Raw genomic sequence first — 14,725 nt, forward strand, 5'->3', positions numbered from 1 at the left:
GTCAGCGAAGGGCCGGGCTTTTCTCGGCGGGCAGGCACCCGGACGCCCCCTGAGCATCCCCGGAGCGGGGGCCGGCATGCTGAAGCCCTCCGAGGTGCACATCACCGCCGAGCCCCTCGCGCGCTTCGAGCCGGTGCTCGGCGAGGCGGGCTGGCATGCCCTCCAGGAGCGCGTGGCGCAAGCCCGTGCCCACCTGACGGGGCGCACCTTCTGGAACGTGAACTCCACCGCCCGGGGCGGGGGTGTGGCGGAGATGCTCCCCCGGCTGCTCGCCTATGCGCGCGGAGCCGGCGTGGACGCGCGGTGGATGGTGCTGGAGGGGACGCCCGAGTTCTTCCGGGTGACGAAGCGGCTGCACCACGCGCTGCACGGCTCACCCGGAGACGGCTCGCCGCTGGGCGTCGCCGAGCGCGCGCTCTACGACGAGGTGCTGCGCGACAACGCGGAGGAGCTGCTCGCCCTGGTGAGGCCGGGCGACGTGGTGGTGCTGCATGACCCGCAGACCGCCGGCCTCGCGCCGGGGCTCGTCGAGGTGGGAGCCCGCGTCGTGTGGCGCTGTCACGTGGGGCGGGACACCCCCAACGCCGAGGTGGAGCGCGCGTGGGCCTTCCTTGCCCCGGGACTCGCCGCCGCCCAGCTCACCGTCTTCTCCCGCGCCGCCTACGTGCCGCCACAGTGCGCGGACCGCGCCATCATCATCCGCCCCTCCATCGACATCTTCGCGGTGAAGAACCAGCCGATGGCGCCGGACGTCGCGTGCGCCATCCTCGCCCACACGGGACTGCTGCGTGAGGACTCCGGTGCGCCCGAACCCCTCTTCACCCGGAACGACGGCGTCCCCGCCCGCGTGTCACGTGGGGCCGACATCGTTCGGCTGGGCTGCGCGCCCGCGCGGGACACTCCGCTGGTGGTGCAGGTGTCGCGGTGGGATCCGCTGAAGGACCCCGCGGGGGTGCTGAGCGGCTTCGCCCAGTTGGTCCACGCCAACCCGGGGCTGCGCGCGGAGCTGGTCCTCGCGGGCCCCGCGGTGACGTCCGTCGCGGACGACCCCGAGGCGGCGAGCACGCTCAACGACGTCATCGCCCGGTGGTTTCAGCTGCCCCATGCCCTGCGCCAGCGCGTCCACCTGGCGTGTCTGCCCATGGCGGACCTGGAGGAGAACGCCGCCATCGTCAATGCACTCCAGCGCCACGCGGCGGTGGTGGTGCAGAAGAGCCTGCAGGAGGGCTTCGGGCTCACCGTCACCGAGGCCATGTGGAAGTCCCGCCCCGTGGTGGCCAGCGCGGTGGGCGGCATCCAGGACCAGGTGGTCCACGGGGTGAGCGGGCTGCTGGTGCATGACCCGGCCGACCTGACGGAGTTCGCCGCCGCGGTGCGCACGCTGCTGTCTGACAGCGAGCTCGCCGACCGCATGGGAGTGCAGGCCCACCAGCACGTGCTCGCCCACTTCACCGGCGCCCGTCACCTCACGGACATGGGGCGGCTGCTCGAACAACTGGACGCGCGCGCCGAGGGGGCCGTCGCCTCCAGGCACTGAGCCCGCTGCGCGCAGGTCCTCTCGGTTTGCCGGGAGGTCCATGAACTCCAGGCTCGTGCCCCACCCGGGCGTCAGCGGAGCCCGGGTTCCGGCCATGCTCGCCCCCGGGTTGTGGGTAGAGTGGGGCCGCATGTCTCATCTGCTTCCCGTCGAGGGCGAGCGCACGAAGTTGCTGGAGGCGCTCGCCGAGCTGGTCGCCCATCGCGGGCATGCCACGCTGGTCCGCGCCCCCATCCTCCGTCCCCACCCGTCGCACTTTCCCGATGCCTGGTCGCCGGACGCCAACGGCGTGCGGGCCATGGCGCGCAGGCTGATGACCCATGCCGGGCTGGGGGCCTTCGACGTCCACATCACGCTCTACGAGAACGAGGTCCAGCTTCAGCACACGGCGTCCGTGGGCGGAGTGGGCTACTCGCGGCACAAGGAGGGGGCGGCGGCCTGGTTCGCGGGCTTCGACGGGGCCACGTGTCTCTTCGGCGTGGACCAGGAAGAGCTGGAAGATGTCGAGCAGCTCGCCGGGGGCCTCGCGCACGAGGTGGCCCACGCGTATCGCCACGTGAATGGGCTCGAGGTGGAGGACCGCCAGCACGAGGAACAGCTGACGGACCTCACCACCATCTTCCTGGGGTTCGGCCTGCTCACCACGAACAACACGTTCCGCTCTCGCGCCAGCGGGGCGCTGATGGGGAGCTCGACGGTGCACAGCTGGAGTGTGGGGGGCCTGGGCTACCTCTCTCCTCAAGTCATGAGCTTCCTGCTGGCCGCGCAGGTGGTGGCGCGCGGCAGCGAGCGCGAGGAGGTCCGGATGCTCAAGCGGGCACTGCGGCCCACGCAGGCCGAGGCCTTTGGTGCCGCCTTGAAGCTCCTCGAACCCGAGCGGGAGGCGCTGCGTGGCAGGCTCGGAGTGCCTCCGCCGCTTCAGTGGGAGGCGCTTCCTCCGCCCATGTCTCTTCCGGACGGGGTGACCCGCGAGGAGGGGAGCGCCAGGACCACGGCCGCGGAGCCTGAAGCAGGGGAGGGCCGCCGAGGGGCCATCGCGTTCCGGGTGCCCGAATCGCGCGCGATGCTCTTTGGCGTGCTCGGGCTGATTGCGATGCTCCTCATCGCCATCGTCTACCAGTCCTCCTGGCTGCTGCTGCTGCCCGTCGTGGGCTGGTGGTGGGGCGCGCGCTATCCCGACTTCTATTGCTCGGACAGCGAGTGCAACAGCCTGGTCCGGCTCACCGACTCACGCTGCCCGGGGTGTGGCCAGCTGCTGGTTGCGACGTTGCAGACGGCGCGAGAGCGCTGGGATGCGGAAGCGGACTACTGGCGTCAACACGGCGGCGCGTCGGCGGAGCAGGTGGCCCTGGAGCGCGAGCTGGCGGAGGAAGCACGGGCCGCACCGCCCGAGCCGCCGGTGCCTCAGTCCGGCGAGAGCACGGCGCGAATCTTCTTCGGCGTCGCGCTGCGGCTCGTCCTGGTCTTCGGCGGCTTCTTCGCCGTCTGCACGGGCTATTTCTACTTCTTCGGCCACGCGTAGGCTGGAGTCCTGCGTGGCCATCATTCATGGGCAAAGCCGCGCATATGAGGGATGGGGGCCCTGTTGAGGGGGAGGGAGGGTGCAGAGGGGCCGAGGAGGGCCGCTGACGGGGCCGCCCGAGCGATGCTCCCGGCCGGTGGACAGGCCGCTTGAGCCCCCTTGGGGCACACGCCTGCCCAGGCCGCGCTCCCATCAGGTGCGTGGCAGGAGTCTGGGCCTGTTGGCTGTCTTGAGCCTCAACACCCCACGGCCTGGGGTGGCCCTCGTGCCGGGGCCAACCTCGCACATGCCGTGGGCAAGCCCAGCGCATAGCTCCTGCATCTGCTGGATGGCCTGCTCCGGCGTGAGCTCGCCCGAGCGCAGCGGGGCCTGGAGCTACCCGGGAGGGACACGGCTGCCCGGGCAGCCCACCCAACCACTTGCACGCTCCTGTCCCGCATCTCATGCTGAAGACATGAGCGACTCCAGCTGCCAGCGCGTCCTGGGCGGAGGTGGGGCCGCGGCCGCGCGCCGCGCCTTCCTCGCGAAGGCGTGCGCCGTCGCCGCTGCGGAGCGGCCCGGTCTCGTCATCATGGCAGACGAGGCGCGCTTCGCTCTCAGCGTGGAGCAGCCGGTCGGGTGGTTGAGCGTGCCGCTCGCGGAGATCTATGAGGAAGACCGCGCGCTCCCCGCGGAGGAGCGGGGCGCCGCGCTACGTGAGGGGCTTCGCGCGCTGCTGCCCTGAGTCGCTGACCCGTTGCATCGAGCACGCGCGGCGAGGATGCGGCCCAGGTTCTCCTCCATCCAATCGACGAGCCCCTCGACGCGCTCCAGCGGAGCTCACCGCCTCCGGGATGGAGGCCCGATGAAGGCGGCTCGGTAGTGCCCGGAGAGCATCTCAGTGGGACTGCGCCTTCGGTGACGACAGCAGCACCAGTACCAGTGCCAGCAACGCCGGCATCGCCTGTACGAACAGGATGGAGACCTTGGAGGTAAAGCCGCCGAAGACGCCCGCGACCAGCACGCAGCCCAGGAAGAACAGCTTCACATCGCGTCTGCCCGTGGCCAGCGCCCAGCCCAGACCCGCGGCCAGGAAGCCGTTGTAGAGGCCCTGGTTGGCGGCCAGCACCGCCGAGGAATGCAGCACCTCGCGCGGCAGCTTGAACACCTTTTCGCCCACGGCGTGGTCCCAGAAGAACATCTCCAGGACCATGAACCCGACGTGCAAGAGGGCTACGAAGCCCACCATGATGTTGGCAAGCAGTTTCATGCAGGCAATGTGCCCCTGAGTCCCCCTTCGTGGCAATGACCACTGTGGCCAGACCCTTGGCCGCTCAGGCCAGCGGTCACGCCCCACGCCGGAAGGCCGCCGGGGTCATCCCCGTCCAGCGCCGGAAGACGCCGCGCGCTTCTTCGCCGCCGGCTTCTTCTTCGCCGCCGGCTTCTTCTTCGCCGCCGGCTTCTTCTTCGCCGCCGGCTTGCTCTTCTCGGCGCCCGGCGCCTTCTTCTTCTCCGGCGGCCGGATGACGGACTCGTAGTGCTGGATGTACGCCTTCGCGGGCGAACGGCGGATGGCCTCGCCAATCACGTCGAGCGCGACGTCCTCGAGCTTCTTGAAGCGCACGCACGACTTGCCCATGTCGAGCTTCTTGCCCGTCTTCGCCCACGCCTCGCGGAACCACTTCTCCTGCTCAGGCTGGCCGTAGTTGCACATCAGGTAGACGGCCATGTGGCTCTTCTGCGAGGCCAGCGATGCGAACGGCAGCGGCTGCTTCGGATCGCAGTGGTAGCCCGCAGGGAACACCTTGTGCGGGACGTAGTAACCAATCATCCCGTACTGCATGCCCTCCTCGTAGCTCTTATCGAGGTTGTCGAGGATGACCTTGCGCACGGCGGAGAGCGCCGCACGGCGGTCCTCCGGAAGCGAGGCGAGGTACTGGTCAACGGTGGTGGCTTTGCTCTGCATGACGGCGAGCCTAGCGGACGAGGAACGTGGGCACAGCACGGTAACCAAGCGCATAGAAGAGATGAAGCGGCCCGGCCAGCCACGGAGGTGGAGGGAGACCCACCGAGCCCTGGATTGCCCTCACCGCCTCGTACAGCACCGTCCCCTCCGGCTGCCTCCGCCGGTACTCCCACCCGCGCTCCTTCCCGGCCACACCTCGCCAGGGCTCACGCTACGGAGGGGCTCCCACGGGCTTCCGTGGAGCCCCTGGCTGCTCGGGTGGTTCGAGGCGCGACCAGGACAGCGCGTCAGGATGGGCGAACCCGGTACCAAACGGGTACCCGTCGAGAACAGACCTCAAGACGCCGGAAGCTTTGCCGCAGGTCTCATACGGGCGACAGCAGTGGAAGAGCACTCCCTCAGTCGCAGCCCTGAGCGTCCTCCGTGACGAACCCGTTCTTCGAGGAGATACGACGGCCGTAGCAGGCCCCGTTCTCGGTCAGCTGGTAACGGTGCGTGGACGTTCCCACCGCGTTGCGCTGCGCGCGCGGCACACCCAGGTTGTAAACGGCCTCGCCGGTGTAGACGTCGCTGAACTTCCGGTGCGACTGCATGCGAGCACGAAGCGCTTCTCGGAGCAGCTCACCGTCGGAAGTCCGAGGGCATCCGAAACCGTGACATTCCGATGTCTGGAGTGCCATTGCACCAGGCGGCGGGGGAGTTGGCAGGCGGGGCTTGCTCCTGTCGTTGCTCAGGCCGGTGTCCACGCATATCCAGCCAGTTGTGGTGCTCCGTGGAGAACAAGGTACGTTCATAGGCCAGGGCAGAGATAGCTCCTTCCAGTGCAGCCTCCTTTGGGCACACGCCAACAAGGTGGAGCATTGGCGGCGAGGACCCAGCAGGCGCCGTTCAGCTCCACGTAGCCAGCGAGGCACGGCGGCCGGGCCCGGTTTTCCTGGGGCTTACCTCCGTGCTCGCCGAGACGAATGAGGAGAACAACCAGGTCGTCGTTCCCTTCACCGTCGACCCGTAGCGGGGCCCTGATCCGTTGACGGGAGGTCGACCTCGGACCTCATCTGGGTGGCAGTTGCCATCCGGTGGGGCCCGAGGTGCATTCCGCGCCCCCTGCCTTGTGTCTGACAGGAGCCGCGAAGTAAGGACTCAAGGACAACCATGGCCATTCCCAGACAACGGCTCCGCCGGACGAGCTTCCTCCTCGCGTTCCTCCTCTTCGCGTCCGGTTGTCTGCCGACGACGGACGCCCCCGCTCCCGACGCCCCTGAGTCCGCCTTGCGCGCACGTAACACCCCCAGTTCGCGGCTCACGTACACCCATGTGCGCGCGGAGCGGAGTGGAACGCCAGGGCCGTCGGACATTCTCAGCTGGATAGACAAGGTGCAGGACCTGAGGGACTACGTCAAAGACTACAACCGGTGCGCGGGAGAGGGCTTCAACAAGCCTGGCTGCACCGCGAAGGACATGACCTGGAAGGGCATCTGCCTGCTGCTGTCCTGGCAGGTAGGCGACATCGGCGACATCATCGATTTGGGCATCGGTATTCCCGTCGACAAATTGTGCCTGGGCGAACCGACGCTCAAGTGCTGCAAGTACGAGCCAGCCACGGAGACGAGCTGTCACACCGCCTTCAACACGAGAGCGCCTATCAACTGCGAGGGCAATGATACCCGCCCCTTCGCGCAGTCCTACGGCGAGTGCCTCGCTGCCAACCGCTACGAGGGAGACCCGGGCTGCTATTGCGACTACATCCCTGCGTGCGTCAGCTCCGGCCCAGTGGTCGAGCGGCCAGACGCGGGCGCATGGCGCTTCAATCAGCTTGGTGTGGGGCTCGCCAATGCCATCGCGGCAGGCCCGGACGCGCTCATCCGGCGGCAGCCGGGGAACTTCGTGGACTATGTCAGCTTCGTCGGCACCTGTCCGCACCGGGAGGTCATCCTCACGGGAGCCCCCTTCTCGAAGCCAGATGAGTTCCCGCCGGGCTACCCGCTGAGCCCCGCCTACCACGAGAGTGACAACGTCCCGGAGGCCCGCTACCTGCGCGGGCTCACCACGCTCGCCATCCAACGCGTGTTCGCGGGCATCCCGAACCTCCAGGCCCGATGGAACGCCATCTCCTCGCGCTACTGGACGGAGCCGGAGAAGGCGGCGTACCTCGCCAACATCCCGGACCCGGAATCCGTGCTGAAGGGCTGTGTGGGCGAGTTCGGCGTGGACATGCTCCGCAAAGCCTATCCGGGGGAGTATCTGCTGCTCGCGGCGCCCCTCCAGGGGGAGACCGAGCCCGACTGTCCCGACGGTTGGGTAGGTGGGGCCGCCATCTGCGCCGCAGCGTCGCTCAGCATGACAGCGAGTACCTCGGAGGCCACGGTGACGCTGGTGCCCACGGTGCAGGACCCGAACCCAAGCGGCAACGTCGATGGAACCTACGCCGTGCAGCTCGACTGGGGCGATGGCTTCGTGGAGGGCCGCGCCTATGGCGTGTCCGAGCCGTCCACCCACGCGTGGACGCACACGTTCGAGGCGGCCGGCACCTACACGGTGACGGCGCGCATCATCAACGCGTCCGGACTGGTGGGAGAGACCACCGCCCAGGTGACAGTGACCGAGGGCTCCGGCCAGCCTGTGCGGCGCTCGGTGGAGAGCGTCCAGTTCGCACTGGAGGCCTCCGTGACCGCGTACATCCACGGGCGCATCCGCGTGGACGTGGAGGGCATTGACGCGGAGGGCAAGGTCCACAAGCTGGGCTATCACTGGGTGCCGCTGACCGGTGCGGGCTGGACGAATGTCACCGTTCCCATCACCACGGTGTTGAACCATGACGGCCTCACGGACCTCCAGTCGTTCCGACTGAAGCCGAGCCACTACGATGGTAACTCTGTCTCGCTGCGCGTGCTGCGGCTGTCAGGCGTGACCCTGAACCTGCACGCTTCGCCGGGCATGTCGCCGCAGTCGCGCACGTACGTGCTGACGAACCGGGACGTGAAGGTCTATGCGTCCGGGGTCTCGGTCCCCACCGCGCCGCTGGTGGAGCGAGGGACGGGCAGGTTGGAGTTGCCGCTGATGAACGCGGAGATCGTCATCGACCTGCCGGCCAGCACGGAGCCGGACCCCGAGGCGAGCCATGGCTGCCGGCCGGTGTATGGCACGGACACTCCGCTGATGCGGACGGCCAATGGTGGCTGCGAAGACATCGCCAGCGGGCTGGTCTTCGCCGTCCTCCCGGCCTACAGCAACTGGCACGACGCCATCTGGGACTCGTCCGTTCCAGGCAGCGCCCCCCCGGATGCACATGACTACGGCCGACTCAATGAATACCCGGGCGGATACCCCGTCTTGCAGGGGCCGGATACCTCTGCCGCGGCCTATTGTCATGAGCTGAGCCAGGGTGGTTTCAACGACTGGCGATTGCCCTCCGAGGCGGAACTGGCCAGGGTGACGAGCGCCTCCAGGGCCGGGGCCTACTTCCCTCACGCCGTCTCGGAATACGCCTGGACCACATGGAGCTGGGACACTGCGACCGCCGTGCTGCTCTCGCTCTCGTCGGGCGCCAGGAACTATGCCAGCAAGGCGACCGGCTCCTACCGTGTCGTCTGCGTGCGGAGCGCGCCTCCACCCATCGAGCATGCCTGTCGGGTGCCCGCCGACGGCGAGCAGCTCTTCGTGACGGGAAGCGGAGGCTGCATGGATACGCGTGCTGCAGGACTCGTGTGGAGCCGGGCCTCGGTGCCCGTGAAGACGTGGCACGCCGCCGTGTGGGGCTCCGAGCTGGCGGGCAACGCGTCGCCGGACGTGGACGATGGAGCACGCGCGAATGACTACACCGGTGGATTCGTTCCGGGCATCCCGGATGCTTCGCTGGAGAACTACTGCCATTCGCTGGTGGAGGGCGGATTCAGCGACTGGCGCCTGCCCACCTCGGCAGAGCTCCGGAGCGTGAGCGGCAGCGCCTGGGCGGTGAAGTACTTCGCCTTCGACACGAACGACTACTTCTGGAGCGCGTCCACCGACACCACGGCTGGCATCGCCGGTCTGAGCATCCACTTGGGTAGCGCTGGCTTCGGGTATGACGCGAAGACGGCGTATCGGCGAGTGGTCTGTGTGCGGACTCCGGTTTCCGTTGTGGCCGCGGACCTGACGCCTACAGCCTTCATCGGGCCTGCCGCGGCGGCGACACGGCAGACGGTCTCCTTATCCTGGACCGTCACGAATCAGGGCTCGGTGGGGGCCATGCCGACGTGGCGCGACGCCATCTACCTGTCGCGTGACACGTACCCCAGCAGCACCGACAGGCTGATGCTGGAAGAGTATCGGAGTACGCTGCTCGCGCCGGGTGCCAGCTATACCGTCACGAAGTCTTTGACCTTGCCGGGCGTGCCAGCGGGTGACTACTTCCTGCTCCTGCGCGTCGACAGCACTGCCGTGCTGGTGGAGAAGGACGATGGGAACAACGGGTGGACCGCGCTGCCCATCACCGTGACGAACCCCGACCTGGCCATCACCTCGTTCAGTGGGCCGTCGGTGGCCGCGGTCCAGCAGCGGGTGCCCATCAGCTGGACGGTCACCAATGCGGGTACGGCCAGCGCATACTCCCCCTGGCAAGACTACGTCTACCTCTCCACGGACGCGACGTTCGGTGGGGGAGACGTTCCGGTGACGTACCCGCTGAGCTCGGGCGTGTTGGCGCCTGGGGCGAGCTATACCGTTACGAATACCGTGGCCGTGCCGAACGTTCCCGCCGGGAACTACTTCCTGCTCCTCCGAGTCGACAATCACGGTGAACTCTACGAGTCGGACGAGACGAACAACACCTGGACCGCGCTGCCCATCACCGTGACGAACCCCGACCTGGCGGTCACCGCGTTCAGTGGACCCTCGGCGGCCGAGGCCCGGGAGCCCGTGTCCTTCACGTGGACGGTCACCAACGCGGGCACGGAGGTCGCGCATCCGGAGTGGTATGACTACGTCTACCTCTCCACGGACGAGACATACGACAGCGGGGACACGTCGGTGACGATCGGGGTTCGCACGAGCGCGCTGGCACCGGGCGAGAGCTACACCGTCACGAAGTCCGTGGCCCTGCCGAACGTTCCCGCCGGGAATTACTTCCTGCTCCTTCGGGTGGACCGCAACGGTGTGCTCCACGAGCCGAATGAGACGAACAACACCTGGACCGCGCTGCCCATCAGCCTCCGCGCCGCGGACCTCGTCCCAGGGGGGCTGTCGGCTCCGGCCTCGGCACGGGCGGGGTCCTCCATCAGCCTGACCTGGAGCGTGAGCAATGGCTCGGTGGACGTCGATGCGCATCCGAGCTGGGCGGATTACGTCTATCTCTCCAAGGACGCGACCTGCTGCACGGGGGATACGTCGCTCACGAACGTGTCGCGCTCGACGGTGGTGGCGCCAGGGGCGAGCTATTCCCTCACCAGGACCGTCACGCTGCCGGCGACTCTGACGCCCGGTGGCTACAACCTCATCCTGTCGGTGGACAGGAACGGCTCGCTCCCCGAGACGAACGAAGAGAACAACCTGGTCGTCGTTCCCTTCACCGTCGACCCGTAGCGGGCGGGCTCACCGGGTGGGGATGGCTCCTGGGTTCATGGAGCCATCCCCCCCGGGCTCAACCCAATAGGGCTCCTGTCCTTCCTATGCTCAGCACGGCCAGGACGTTGTTGATGGACTTGAGGCTCAGGAGCTTCACCCCGGAGCGCTTGCGTAGGCGGCGCCCTCGTGACGAGCCCGGAGGACCGCAACACGATGACTTTACACTGTCGGATGCCCGGCACCGCACCGCCGCAGGCTAGATCTCAGCCTTCCCACCCGACTTGAGGTACGAGAGAGAGAGTCGTATGCGAACCCTCTCGATGCCCATCATCGTCGCCGCCCTCCTCGCCGGCTGTAACAAGGACCCGGACCCCACGCCAACGCCCCAAGACTCGGGCGTCTCGCAGCAGGACGCGGGCGTCCCGCAGGAAGAGCCGCTTCCCACCGGCCCCCCGGTCCCGCAGGGTCCGCCCAACGTGCCCGAGTTCGATCCGGCCTTCCCCGGGCAGACACGCGTCCCGGCCATCCAATCGCAGACGGCCATCCAGGTCACTGAGATTGCCTCCGGCTTCAGGAACCCGTGGGCCATCGCCTTCCTGCCCGACCAGCGCATGCTCGTGACGGAGAAGCCCACCGGCTCGCTCTACATCGTCACTCCGCAGGGCGCGAAGTCCCCCGCCGTCGCGGGGCTGCCCGCCGTGGATGGCCGTGGTCAGGGGGGCCTGCTCGACGTGGAGGTCGGTCCCGACTACGCGCAGAGCCAGCTCATCTACTGGACCTATTCCGAGCCACGACAGGGCGGCAACGGGCTGGCGGTGGCGCGCGCGAAGCTCGTGGAGGGCGCGCAACCTCGCGTGGAGGGTGTTCAGGTCATCTTCCGCATGATGCCCACGCTCGAGTCGACGCTGCACTCCGGGGGACGGCTGGTGTTCACCCCTGACGGCAAGCTGTTCGTCACGCTTGGAGAGCGCTCCATCCTCGCAGGCCGGGTGCAGGCGCGGGACGTGACGAGCCACTTCGGCAAGGTGGTCCGCATCCATCCCGACGGCTCCGTGCCCCAGGACAACCCGTTCGTGAACACCGCGGGAGCGAAGCCGGAAATCTGGTCGGTGGGCCACCGCAACATCCTGTCGGCGGCGCTCGACGGCCAGAACCGGCTGTGGACGGTGGAGATGGGGCCACGCGGGGGTGACGAACTCAACCGGCCCGAGGCGGGCAAGGACTACGGCTGGCCCACCATCGGGTATGGCGAGGAGTACTCCGGCGCGCCCATCCACGAGAGCCCCGAGGGCCTGGGCATGGAGCAGCCCGTGTACTACTGGGACCCGGTGATTTCCCCCTCGGGGATGACCATCTACACGGGGAGCCTGTTCCCCGAGTGGCGGAACAACGTCTTCATTGGAGGACTGTCCAGCCAGGCACTGCTGAGGCTCATGATGCGGAATGACCGCATCGTGGGCGAGGAGCATCTCCTCAAGGACCGGAACGAGCGCATCCGCGAGGTGGTGCAGGGGCCCGACGGCGCCCTCTACCTGCTCACCGACGCCACCAACGGCAAGCTGCTCAAGGTCACACCGCGCTGAAGTTCCCGCCCGCCAAGGCATGATTCGCGCTCCCCGAGTGAGTCGGCCCTCGGGGAGCGCGTCGAGCCCCAGGGAGACGTGGCAGTAACGTCTGCTCTCCCTGAAGTTCGCGTCACCCAGGACAGAGACATGAAGGACATTCAGCAGCGCGGTTCTTCGCAATCGGCGCCCCACCGACGTCGTTACAATGCGCGCCATGCACGCCTTCTGGAAGCGCAACACGGCCCTCTTCCTGGGCAGCCAGGCCCTCTCGCTGCTCGGCTCCTCCCTGGTGCAGTACGCGCTCCTGTGGCAGGTGACGCTGCAGACGCGCTCGAGCGTCATGATGACGCTCTATATCGTGGCCGGCTTCCTGCCCACCTTCCTCCTCTCGCCCTTCGCGGGCGTCTGGGCCGACCGGTACGACCGTCGCAAGCTCATCGCCCTCGCTGATGCGATGATTGCGCTGGTGACCCTGGCGCTGGCCGTGGTGTTCACGCTGCGCGGCACGGAGTTGTGGCTCTTCTTCCTGGCCGCGGCGATCCGCTCCGTGGGCACGGCCGTTCAGCAGCCAGCGGTGGGCTCGCTGCTGCCGCAGTTGGTGCCCGAGGACCGGCTGATGCGGGTCAACGGCATCCAGAGCACCCTCCACTCGGTCAACATGCTGGGGGCGCCTGCGCTCGCCGGCTTCCTCATGTCTGTAGCCCCCCTGCAGGTGCTCTTCTACGTCGACGCGGTGACCGCGGCCCTGGCCATCGCCATCCTGACCTTCTTCGTCCGGGTAGAGGCTCGCCCCCGCGCGCCGGTACAGGATGGGGCCTCGCAGTTGGGGGAGATCCGCGACGGCTTCCGGTACATCCGCGGCCACGCGCACCTGGTGCCGTTCTTCGGCTACCTGGGCTTCATCCTGGTGCTCATCACCCCGGCCGCGTTCCTCACGCCGCTGCAGACGGCGCGGAGCTTTGGGGGCGAGGTCTGGCGGCTGACGGCCATCGAGATGGTCTTCTCGGTGGGCATGATGTTGGGAGGCACCGCGCTTGCCGTGCGGAGCGGCTCCAGCAACCGCATGCGGACGATGGTCGCCTCCACCCTCATCATGGGCGCGAGCACCGTGGCCCTCGGCGTGGTGCCCCACTTCGGCGTGTACCTGGCGTTCATGGGACTCTTCGGCGTGGCACTGCCGTTCTACAACACGCCCGCCACAGTCATGCTCCAGGAGCACGTGGAGCCGGTCTACCTGGGCCGTGTCTTCAGCGTGCTGACCATGCTCTCCACCGCGCTGATGCCGCTGTCCATGGTGCTCTTCGGCCCCCTGGCGGAGGTGGTCGCCATCGAGCGGATCCTGCAGGTCACCGGCGTGCTGGTGCTCCTCCTCGGACTGCTCGCGCCGCTACACCGCCGGCTGATGTCCTTCGGCGAGCCCAAGCGGACTCCTGGTGAGTCCCAGGACTCGACCGGGATGACGGCGTGAGCCTCATCATTGGCCTCGCAGTTCCCACCTTTCACTCGACCCAGTGGCGCACCGTCAGAATCCGGAAGCCCGTCTGCGTGTCGACGAAGAAGGACACCTGGATGCCGGCCCACGGGCCATTCTCGTAGCTCAGGTGGCAGCCCTTGAACGTGTGACCCGCGATGCGCGACTCGAGGTCCGCGAGGCCGTCCGTCACAAGCCCACCCGGAATCGAGTTGTCGCGGTTGGCGAAGGTCACCGCGCTCGTGACGTAGTTGCGGACCTCGTCGGCCGTGGCCAGCGTGGGGCGGTTCGTCCAGTACGGGCTCGGGAAGGTGCCGGGCCTCTCGCCGTGGGGGGGGATGCTGACCCACATCAGCTCAGAGCCGGTACCCGCCCGTCACCTCGACGCGCTGTCCGGTAATCCACCGAGTGTCCTTCGACAGCAGCGAGGCAATGACGTCGGCCACGTCCTCGGGCTCACCCACTCGACCCAGCGGCGTCTCGCCAGCGACCACCTTCTGGAATTGTTCATCGCGCATGAGGCCTCCTCCGAAGTCGGTCGCGATGCCGCCCGGCGCGACGGCGTTGACGTTGATGCGCCTCGGTCCGAGCTCCAGCGCGAGGGCGCGCGTCAACACCTCGAGGGCGCTCTTCACGGCCGAGTACACGGCGACGCCGGAGACCGCATAGCGAGTCAGGCCCGTCGACACGTTCACGATGCGACCACCATCAGCGAGCACCGGGAGGAGTTTCTGCGTGAGAAAGAACGGCCCCTTGAAGTGGACGTCGACGAGCGTGTCGAACGCCGCCTCGGACGTCTCGCTGAAGGCCGAGAAGCCTCCCGAGCCACCGTTGTTGACGAGGAAGTCGAACGTGTCGCGCGACCACACCGACGAGAGCTGTCGCTTCACGTCAGCTACGAACGCGTCAAAGGTTCCAACCTGGGTGAGGTCGAGCCGCAGCGCAACGGCCTTGCGCCCCGTGCCGCGGATGGCTTGCACGACGTCGGTCGCCTCCTTCTCGGCGGAAACGTAGGTGACGATGACGTCGACGCCGCGCGCAGCGAGGGCAAGCGCGGTGCTCTTGCCGATGCCTCGGCTGGCGCCAGTGATGAGGGCAATGGCGGTGGTCTTCTCGTTCGACATGGGAGTCCTTTCAACGACCCGGC

General features: G+C 68.0%; 12 protein-coding genes. 6 read left to right on the forward strand and 6 right to left on the reverse strand.

Annotated features, from left to right (window positions below):
• Positions 1 to 76: 76 nt before the first annotated feature.
• From G4D85_RS22040 to G4D85_RS22050, 3 genes are all read left to right on the forward strand, one after another.
• Positions 77 to 1,537 (forward strand): glycosyltransferase, encoded by a 1,461-nt coding sequence (locus G4D85_RS22040; protein ID WP_164015038.1) that lies wholly within the window; start codon positions 77 to 79, stop codon positions 1,535 to 1,537.
• A 130-nt stretch (positions 1,538 to 1,667) separates the two neighbouring features.
• A complete protein-coding gene (locus G4D85_RS22045) occupies positions 1,668 to 3,059 on the forward strand; it encodes a hypothetical protein (protein ID WP_164015040.1) in 1,392 nt (463 codons plus the stop codon).
• A 454-nt stretch (positions 3,060 to 3,513) separates the two neighbouring features.
• Entirely contained in the window at positions 3,514 to 3,783 is a 270-nt protein-coding gene (locus G4D85_RS22050; protein ID WP_164015042.1) for a hypothetical protein, read from the forward strand.
• A 153-nt stretch (positions 3,784 to 3,936) separates the two neighbouring features.
• Here the strand turns inward: G4D85_RS22050 and G4D85_RS22055 are convergent, their stop codons facing one another.
• The 4 genes from G4D85_RS22055 to G4D85_RS50760 all read right to left on the reverse strand — a co-directional run bounded on the left by G4D85_RS22055 (position 3,937) and on the right by G4D85_RS50760 (position 5,865).
• Positions 3,937 to 4,308, reverse strand: a complete 372-nt coding sequence (locus tag G4D85_RS22055; RefSeq protein WP_164015044.1) for a DUF1304 domain-containing protein — start codon at positions 4,306 to 4,308, stop codon at positions 3,937 to 3,939.
• Between the two features lie 105 nt (positions 4,309 to 4,413).
• Positions 4,414 to 5,004, reverse strand: a complete 591-nt coding sequence (locus G4D85_RS22060) for a DUF1801 domain-containing protein (protein ID WP_164015046.1) — start codon at positions 5,002 to 5,004, stop codon at positions 4,414 to 4,416.
• A gap of 398 nt (positions 5,005 to 5,402) precedes the next feature.
• Complete coding sequence (locus G4D85_RS22065) at positions 5,403 to 5,597, reverse strand: hypothetical protein (protein WP_205525648.1); 195 nt, start codon at positions 5,595 to 5,597, stop codon at positions 5,403 to 5,405.
• Between the two features lie 28 nt (positions 5,598 to 5,625).
• Entirely contained in the window at positions 5,626 to 5,865 is a 240-nt protein-coding gene (locus G4D85_RS50760) for a lanthionine synthetase LanC family protein (protein ID WP_164015048.1), read from the reverse strand.
• A 291-nt stretch (positions 5,866 to 6,156) separates the two neighbouring features.
• Between G4D85_RS50760 and G4D85_RS22075 the strand changes: the two genes are divergently transcribed.
• From G4D85_RS22075 to G4D85_RS22085, 3 genes are all read left to right on the forward strand, one after another.
• Positions 6,157 to 10,560, forward strand: coding sequence for a CARDB domain-containing protein (locus G4D85_RS22075; protein ID WP_164015050.1), 4,404 nt, complete (start codon positions 6,157 to 6,159; stop codon positions 10,558 to 10,560).
• Between the two features lie 287 nt (positions 10,561 to 10,847).
• Positions 10,848 to 12,125 (forward strand): PQQ-dependent sugar dehydrogenase, encoded by a 1,278-nt coding sequence (locus G4D85_RS22080; RefSeq protein ID WP_164015052.1) that lies wholly within the window; start codon positions 10,848 to 10,850, stop codon positions 12,123 to 12,125.
• A gap of 196 nt (positions 12,126 to 12,321) precedes the next feature.
• Complete coding sequence (locus tag G4D85_RS22085; protein ID WP_164015054.1) at positions 12,322 to 13,575, forward strand: MFS transporter; 1,254 nt, start codon at positions 12,322 to 12,324, stop codon at positions 13,573 to 13,575.
• A 31-nt stretch (positions 13,576 to 13,606) separates the two neighbouring features.
• Here G4D85_RS22085 and G4D85_RS22090 read toward each other — a convergent pair whose 3' ends face one another.
• Positions 13,607 to 13,930 carry a hypothetical protein gene (locus G4D85_RS22090; RefSeq protein ID WP_164015056.1) on the reverse strand — a complete coding sequence of 108 codons (324 nt, stop codon included), beginning with the start codon at positions 13,928 to 13,930 and terminating at the stop codon, positions 13,607 to 13,609.
• A gap of 4 nt (positions 13,931 to 13,934) precedes the next feature.
• Positions 13,935 to 14,702 (reverse strand): SDR family NAD(P)-dependent oxidoreductase, encoded by a 768-nt coding sequence (locus G4D85_RS22095; protein WP_164015057.1) that lies wholly within the window; start codon positions 14,700 to 14,702, stop codon positions 13,935 to 13,937.
• Between the last annotated feature and the right edge of the window lie 23 nt (positions 14,703 to 14,725).

The sequence above is a fragment of the Pyxidicoccus trucidator genome (assembly GCF_010894435.1).
Classification (GTDB): domain Bacteria; phylum Myxococcota; class Myxococcia; order Myxococcales; family Myxococcaceae; genus Myxococcus; species Myxococcus trucidator.

Coding starts and splice junctions, on each gene's coding strand:
- G4D85_RS22040 (WP_164015038.1), top strand. CDS start 77: ATGCTGAAGCCCTCCGAGGTGCACATCACCGCCGAGCCCCTCGCGCGC.
- G4D85_RS22045 (WP_164015040.1), top strand. CDS start 1,668: ATGTCTCATCTGCTTCCCGTCGAGGGCGAGCGCACGAAGTTGCTGGAG.
- G4D85_RS22050 (WP_164015042.1), top strand. CDS start 3,514: ATGAGCGACTCCAGCTGCCAGCGCGTCCTGGGCGGAGGTGGGGCCGCG.
- G4D85_RS22055 (WP_164015044.1), bottom strand. CDS start 4,308: ATGAAACTGCTTGCCAACATCATGGTGGGCTTCGTAGCCCTCTTGCAC.
- G4D85_RS22060 (WP_164015046.1), bottom strand. CDS start 5,004: ATGCAGAGCAAAGCCACCACCGTTGACCAGTACCTCGCCTCGCTTCCG.
- G4D85_RS22065 (WP_205525648.1), bottom strand. CDS start 5,597: ATGCAGTCGCACCGGAAGTTCAGCGACGTCTACACCGGCGAGGCCGTT.
- G4D85_RS50760 (WP_164015048.1), bottom strand. CDS start 5,865: ATGCTCCACCTTGTTGGCGTGTGCCCAAAGGAGGCTGCACTGGAAGGA.
- G4D85_RS22075 (WP_164015050.1), top strand. CDS start 6,157: ATGGCCATTCCCAGACAACGGCTCCGCCGGACGAGCTTCCTCCTCGCG.
- G4D85_RS22080 (WP_164015052.1), top strand. CDS start 10,848: ATGCGAACCCTCTCGATGCCCATCATCGTCGCCGCCCTCCTCGCCGGC.
- G4D85_RS22085 (WP_164015054.1), top strand. CDS start 12,322: ATGCACGCCTTCTGGAAGCGCAACACGGCCCTCTTCCTGGGCAGCCAG.
- G4D85_RS22090 (WP_164015056.1), bottom strand. CDS start 13,930: ATGTGGGTCAGCATCCCCCCCCACGGCGAGAGGCCCGGCACCTTCCCG.
- G4D85_RS22095 (WP_164015057.1), bottom strand. CDS start 14,702: ATGTCGAACGAGAAGACCACCGCCATTGCCCTCATCACTGGCGCCAGC.